The 5999-nt window shown below is 72.4% G+C and carries 7 protein-coding genes; 3 read left to right on the forward strand and 4 right to left on the reverse strand.

The window, feature by feature from the left end:
* Positions 1-99: 99 nt before the first annotated feature.
* Entirely contained in the window at positions 100-651 is a 552-nt protein-coding gene (locus ACTHNQ_RS13395) for a helix-turn-helix domain-containing protein (protein ID WP_440334102.1), read from the reverse strand.
* 65 nt (positions 652-716) lie between these two features.
* Here ACTHNQ_RS13395 and ACTHNQ_RS13400 point away from each other — a divergent pair, with 65 nt between their 5' ends.
* From ACTHNQ_RS13400 to ACTHNQ_RS13410, 3 genes are all read left to right on the forward strand, one after another.
* Positions 717-2249 carry an FAD-dependent oxidoreductase gene (locus tag ACTHNQ_RS13400; protein WP_440334104.1) on the forward strand — a complete coding sequence of 511 codons (1533 nt, stop codon included), beginning with the start codon at positions 717-719 and terminating at the stop codon, positions 2247-2249.
* A gap of 49 nt (positions 2250-2298) precedes the next feature.
* Positions 2299-3087, forward strand: coding sequence for a tyrosine-protein phosphatase (locus tag ACTHNQ_RS13405; protein ID WP_440334106.1), 789 nt, complete (start codon positions 2299-2301; stop codon positions 3085-3087).
* Between the two features lie 405 nt (positions 3088-3492).
* Complete coding sequence (locus tag ACTHNQ_RS13410) at positions 3493-5220, forward strand: ABC1 kinase family protein (protein WP_440334108.1); 1728 nt, start codon at positions 3493-3495, stop codon at positions 5218-5220.
* A 28-nt stretch (positions 5221-5248) separates the two neighbouring features.
* Here the strand turns inward: ACTHNQ_RS13410 and ACTHNQ_RS13415 are convergent, their stop codons facing one another.
* The 3 genes from ACTHNQ_RS13415 to ACTHNQ_RS13425 all read right to left on the reverse strand — a co-directional run bounded on the left by ACTHNQ_RS13415 (position 5249) and on the right by ACTHNQ_RS13425 (position 5985).
* Positions 5249-5500, reverse strand: coding sequence for a glutaredoxin family protein (locus tag ACTHNQ_RS13415; RefSeq protein WP_440334110.1), 252 nt, complete (start codon positions 5498-5500; stop codon positions 5249-5251).
* Between the two features lie 20 nt (positions 5501-5520).
* The gene (locus tag ACTHNQ_RS13420; protein ID WP_440334112.1) at positions 5521-5814 is read right to left on the reverse strand and encodes a rhodanese-like domain-containing protein; all 294 of its coding nucleotides are present in this window, start codon (positions 5812-5814) and stop codon (positions 5521-5523) included.
* 72 nt (positions 5815-5886) lie between these two features.
* Complete coding sequence (locus tag ACTHNQ_RS13425) at positions 5887-5985, reverse strand: 30S ribosomal protein bS22 (RefSeq protein ID WP_003792170.1); 99 nt, start codon at positions 5983-5985, stop codon at positions 5887-5889.
* Between the last annotated feature and the right edge of the window lie 14 nt (positions 5986-5999).

The raw sequence follows: 5999 nt of genomic DNA on the forward strand, positions 1-5999 counted from the left end.
GGCATCGCGACCGACCCACTCTCGTCGCCCCGGCTGCTCCACCGGCACCCACCGCGGCTCCCCCAACGCCAATGCCGTGAGACCAAGCACCGGGGACGCTCACACCCCGTGGGTGTGCATCCGCTCCCCCGAGGCGCTGAAGATGCTCAGCACCTCGGCCGGCCCCTCGGCTGTCGCGCTCAGGCTGTGCGGCAGGCGGGTGTCGAACTCGGCGGCCTCGCCCCGCTCGATGATGTGCTCGTGGTCGTCGAGTGCGAGACGCAGCCGGCCGCTGAGCACATAGAGCCATTCGTAGCCGTCGTGCACGCGGGGCTCGGGCGCCTGCGCCGCGGCGGGGAAGGTCACCTTGTAGGTCTGCACGGGCGAATGGTCGAGGGTCAGCGGAGCGATCACCATGCCCTCCCGGCGCTGGACGGGGCGGTGGACTCGAGGATCGGCGGGCGCCTCCGGGAGGAGGTCGTCGATGCGGATGCCGAGCTGGCGTGTGAGCGGCAGCAGCAGTTCGAGCGACGCCTGCCTCTTGCCCGCCTCCAGGCGCGACAGCGTGCTGGGCGACATCCCGGCGCGCTGCGCGAGGTCGTCGAGCGTCCAGCCGCGGTCCTTGCGCGCGGCCCGCAGCCGCGGTCCCAGCTGATCCAGCAGTGCATCCATGTCTCCATCTTGCCATTTCTGCAAACTGGTTTGCCAAGCCGGCGCGGGGCCGCGAGGCTCGTGTCATGCACAACGAGTGGGATGCCGTCATCATCGGCGGCGGAGTGGCGGGGCTCAGTGCCGCCCAGATGCTGGGACGATCACGGCGGCGCACGCTCGTGATCGACGGCGGGATGCCGCGCAACCGGTTCGCCGGGCACATGCACGGCGTGCTCGGCCAGGACGGGACGCCGCCGGCGGATCTGCTCGCGACGGGCCGGGCGGAGGCGGGCGCGTACGGCGTGGAGTTCGTGACGGGCAGCGTCGCCGACGTCGTCGACCACGGCGACCGCCTCATCGTGACCCGCGATGACGGCGCCACCGACACCGCCCGCGCCGTCGTCATCGCCACCGGGATCCGCGACGAGCTTCCCGATGTGCCGGGCCTGCGCGAGGAATGGGGCCGCACCGTCCACCACTGCCCGTACTGCCACGGCTGGGAGGCGGCCGGCCGGCGCCTCGCGGTGCTCGCCACCTCGGCGGCGAGCCTGCATCAGATCGAACTCGTCCGCCAGCTCTCGGACGACGTGACCGCGTTCACCACCGCGCCGCTCGACGAAGCGTCGGCCGTCCGCCTCGCGGCGCGCGGCGTCCGCATCGTGTCCGCATCGGTGCGCGCGGCGACGGGTCGCGACGGCGTCCTGGCGGTCACGACGCAGGACGGCGCGGAGCATGTCGTCGACGCGCTCTTCACCGCGGGCGAGCCCGTGCTCGACATCGGATTCGCGGCGGGCCTGGTGCTCGCCCGCGCGGATGCCCCGGGTGCGCCCCTCGTGGCCGATCCGCGGGGGGCGACGAGCCACCCCCGGGTCTTCGCGGCCGGCAACGTCATCGCGCCGTTCGGCAACGTGCCGCTGTCGATGGGCGCGGGCTCGATGGCAGGGGCGGGCGTCAACGCGATGCTCGCGTCCGAGGACTTCGACCGTGCCGTCACCGAGCGCGCGGCGGCGCGCAACGCCGCCTGGGAGGACCGCTACGCTGCGGAGGAGCGCTTCTGGTCGGATCGCGTCAACGCCACGATGGCGGCCGTGGTCGCCGGGCTCGAGCCCGGCACCGCCCGCGACGTCGGCTCGGGCGAAGGCGGCGACGCCGTCTGGCTCGCCGGGCACGGCTGGCGGGCGACCGGCGTGGACGTCTCCGAGACGGCGGTGCGCCGTGCGACAGCGCTGGCGGCGTCGCGCGGGGTCGACGTGGACTTCCGGACGGGCGACGGTGCGGCATCCGTCCCCGGCGAATTCGATCTCGTCCTGGCGAGCTTCCTGCACTCGTGGGAGCCGGACTTCCCACGCATCGGCATGCTGCGTGACGCGGCCTCGCGGGTGGCCGCCGGCGGCCGGCTGCTGGTCGTGTCGCATGCGGCACCGCCACCGTGGGCCCGGGAGGTTCCCGCGCACGCCCCCGTGATGCGCAGCCCCGACGAGGAGCTCGTGCTGCTCGATCTCGACCCCGACGAGTGGGTGGTCGAGCTCGCGGAGGTCCGCCGGCGCGAGGCCACCGCGCCCGACGGGACCGCAGCGCATCTCGACGACGGGGTGCTGCTGCTGCGCCGCGCCGGCTGACACGGACGGGCGCCGCGGTTCGTCCACGCACCGCCCATAGGGTGGACCGGTGACCACGATCGACGGCCTGCAGAACTTCCGAGACACGGGCGGCACACCGCTCACGACGGGCGGGACGACGCGCCCCGGCGTGCTCTACCGCTCCGAGGCGCTGACCACGCTGACGCCGCTGGGCCTGGAGCAGCTGGCGGCATCCGACATCGGAGTCATCGCCGACTTCCGCACGGACCTCGAGCGCGGCATGGCGCCCGACGTGCTGCCCGAAGGCCGGACGTTCGAGGTGGTGGCGCTTCCGCTCCTCGAGGGCGCGATGACCGGCTTCGCGCAGGCGGCCCTGCAGGCGTCGGATCCGGATGCCGCCCAGCAGGCGATCGCGGCGGCACTGGCCGAGCTGCCGGGCCTCGGCGACCTGTACGTCTCGATGCTCGAGCACGGCGCGGCATCCTTCGCCGAGCTCGCACGCCTCGTGGCGCGGTCCACGGACGAGTCCCCCACCGCGGTGCTCGTGCACTGCACGGCGGGCAAGGACCGCACCGGCGTCTCGGTCGCCCTCGTCCTCGACGCGGTCGGCGCCGACCGGTCGGCCGTGGTCGCCGACTACGCCGTCTCGGCCGCGAACCTCGAAGGCCCGTGGGCGGACCGCATGCGCGGCATGATCACGGCGATGGGGCTGCCGCTCACGCCCGAGCTCGACGCGCTCGTCACCGCGACGCCGCCCGCCGCCATCGAGCAGGCGCTCGCCTGGGTGGATGCACAGGGCGGGTCGGCTGCGTACCTGCGGTCTGGCGGCCTCACGGCCGCCGAGCTCGATGCCCTGCGCGCACGGCTCACGGCCTGAATCGCGCCCCTCGGTATATTCGGTCTCCACTGACAGGCGGGGGTGTGTCGATGCTGGAAGCGTTCGTGACGGTGCTCATCGGGGTCGTGTTCGCCTTCGGGGCGGCGTGGGTCGCGCAGCATGTGCTGGGCGCCACCATCAGCTGGATCCGCGCGCTCGTGCTCGTGGCCATCGTGTACGCGCTCACCGTCCCCCTGGTGCGCGTCGCGCTGGAGTCCGGCGGCGTCATCTCGGACGACGGCTTCCGGGTCTCCAGCGGCCTGGGCATCGCGATCGTCGCGGTGGCGCTGGGCTGGCAGTTCGCGATCGCCGTGGCCGTCATCATGGTCACCGAGCTGTTCTGGCCGTCGGGCCGCGGCTGGCACCCGATCCGCGCGATCCAGGATGCTGCGGCGCCGCGCCCGGATGCGTCGCTACGCGGAGGTCCTTCGCATCGCGTCGACGCACGGGCTGAGCCTGTACGGCAGCCACCGCAGCGGCAACGGAGAGGACGTCCCGGCAGCGCTGGTATCCGTGCTGAACGAGGCCGGCCCGACCTTCGTGAAGATCGGCCAGGTGCTCTCGACCCGCGACGACCTGCTGCCGGGAGAGTTCACGGACGCGTTCGCCTCGCTGCAGATGAACACCACCCCGCTCCCGTGGGACGCGATCACGAAGGCGATCGAGGCCGAGCTGCCCGGCCCGATCGAGGCGAGCTTCGCGTGGATCGACGAGACGCCGCTGGCTGCGGCATCCCTCGCCCAGGTCCACGCCGCGCGTCTGCACGCCACCGAGCCCGGCGGCGTCGAGCCGGACGTGGTGATCAAGGTCCAGCGCCCCGACGCGCGCGCGTCGGTGCAGGTCGACACCGACATCCTGCAGCGCCTCGCCGCCGACGCCGAGCGACGCAGCGACTGGGCACGCGCATACGGGGTGCGCGCGCTCGTGGACGAATTCGTCCGGGCGCTCACCGAAGAGCTCGACTACCGCATCGAGCTCGACAACACCGAGCTGCTGCGCGACACCATGGAGCGTTCGACGGTCCGCAACCTGCACGTCCCGAAGGTGTACCCCGCCCTGTGCACCAAGCAGATGATGGTGCAGGAGCGCGTGGTGGGCGTGCCGTTCTCAGACCTGCACGGCGCCCTGCCCGCCGAGATGCAGGACGCACCTCCGCGCGAAGAGACGACAGAGCGTCATTTCGACACGGGTCCCGTGGCCGGCAGCGTCGCGGTCACCACGGTGACGCCTCCGCCGTCCGCACGCGACATCGCCGACACGCTCGTCGACGCGATCTTCGAACAGGTGGCGCTGCGCGGCGTGTTCCACGCGGATCTGCACCCGGGGAACCTCATCCTCGGCCCCGACCGCGAGATCACCCTCATCGACTTCGGCTCGATCGGCGTGCTCGAGCGCAGCATGCGCCGTGTGCTCATCGCCATGATGTCGGCGATGGGCGCCGAGGACGACATCGCCCTCACCGACCTGCTGCTCATGATCGTCGAGGAGCCCGCCGACGGCTCCCGTCTCGACCGCAGCGGCCTGCAGCACGAGATCGGCGTCATCCTCACGCGCGTGCACAACGGCCGCGGCGACGCCACCATCTTCCGCGAGGTGATCGACGTGCTCCGCCGTCACCGGCTGGCCCTCCCGGCCGAGCTCGCGCTGGTGTTCCGCACGCTCGGGTCGCTCGAGGGGACGCTGCGCCACCTCGACCCCGACTACGAGATGGTCGAACGCGCGCTCGCGCGCACGCCGCACTTCCTGCGCATCGCGGCGGACCCGCGCGGGGTGCTCGCCGATGCGCAGGTGCAGCTGCAGGTCGCCGGGGAGCAGCTTCGACGGCTCCCCCGCCGCCTCGAGACGATCGGCGCGTCGCTGGAGAACGGGACGTTCGGGGTGAACCTGCGCATGTTCCGCGACCCGAAGGAGCGCGGCTGGGTGCGATCGCTCGTGAGCCAGCTGACGACCGCACTCATCGGCGTGGCGCTCGTGATCGCCGCCGTCATCCTGCTCGTGTCGGAGGGCGGCCCCCAGCTCACGTCGGAGATCGCGCTGTTCCCGTTCCTGGGGTCGATCCTCGGCCTCGTGGGCATGCTGCTCGTCCTCGCGTCGCTGCGGCGCACGGCGATGCGCAACGACGTCGGCACGTGAGGCGCGGCGGCCCGCCCACCGGCGGCCGTCAGCGCGCGGCGACCAGAGCGGCGCGCAGGCGGTCGGGCGACACGCGCCAGTGTCCGTAGAGCTCGCCGTCGATGAGCACCACGGGGATCTTCTCCCACCACACGGCGTAGAGGGCGGGGTCGTCGGCGATCGACAGCTCCTCGACGTCCACCGCGTCTTCGGGCAGGTCGGCGACGACGGTCTCGACGACCTCGCGGGCCACGTCGCACAGGTGGCAATCGGGCTTGCCGATGAGCGTCAGCGTGGTCATGCCGTGCCGGGCGTCCGCGCTCAGGCCTCGACCGGGAAGCCGGCCGCGATCCACTCGTGCGTGCCGCCGTCGACGTTCGTCACGTCGTAGCCCCGCGCTTCCAGGGCCTCGACGACGCGGCCCGAGCGTCCGCCGACCGCGCAGATCACGTCGAACGCGCCGTCGGGGAGCTCATCGAGGCGTCCGCCGATGACCGACATCGGGATGTTGACGGCGCCGGGCACGTGGCCCGCGGCGAACTCGTCGACCTCGCGCACGTCGATCAGCGGGGTCTCGGTGCGCTCGCGCAGCTGCTGGACGGTGATGGACTTCATGACGGCCTTTCGATCCTGCGGGGGCATACACGAAGCGCCCGTCCGGAGACAGGCGCTAGGTGCGGATGCCGCTTACTTCTTGTTGCGGCGCTGGTGGCGGGTCTTGCGAAGCAGCTTGCGGTGCTTCTTCTTCGCCATGCGCTTGCGGCGCTTCTTGATGACAGAACCCACGGAAAACCTCACTA

The sequence above is a fragment of the Microbacterium sp. genome, assembly GCF_051953575.1.
Classification (GTDB): domain Bacteria; phylum Actinomycetota; class Actinomycetes; order Actinomycetales; family Microbacteriaceae; genus Microbacterium.

Coding starts and splice junctions, on each gene's coding strand:
- ACTHNQ_RS13395 (WP_440334102.1), bottom strand. CDS start 651: ATGGATGCACTGCTGGATCAGCTGGGACCGCGGCTGCGGGCCGCGCGC.
- ACTHNQ_RS13400 (WP_440334104.1), top strand. CDS start 717: ATGCACAACGAGTGGGATGCCGTCATCATCGGCGGCGGAGTGGCGGGG.
- ACTHNQ_RS13410 (WP_440334108.1), top strand. CDS start 3,493: ATGCGTCGCTACGCGGAGGTCCTTCGCATCGCGTCGACGCACGGGCTG.
- ACTHNQ_RS13415 (WP_440334110.1), bottom strand. CDS start 5,500: ATGACCACGCTGACGCTCATCGGCAAGCCCGATTGCCACCTGTGCGAC.
- ACTHNQ_RS13420 (WP_440334112.1), bottom strand. CDS start 5,814: ATGAAGTCCATCACCGTCCAGCAGCTGCGCGAGCGCACCGAGACCCCG.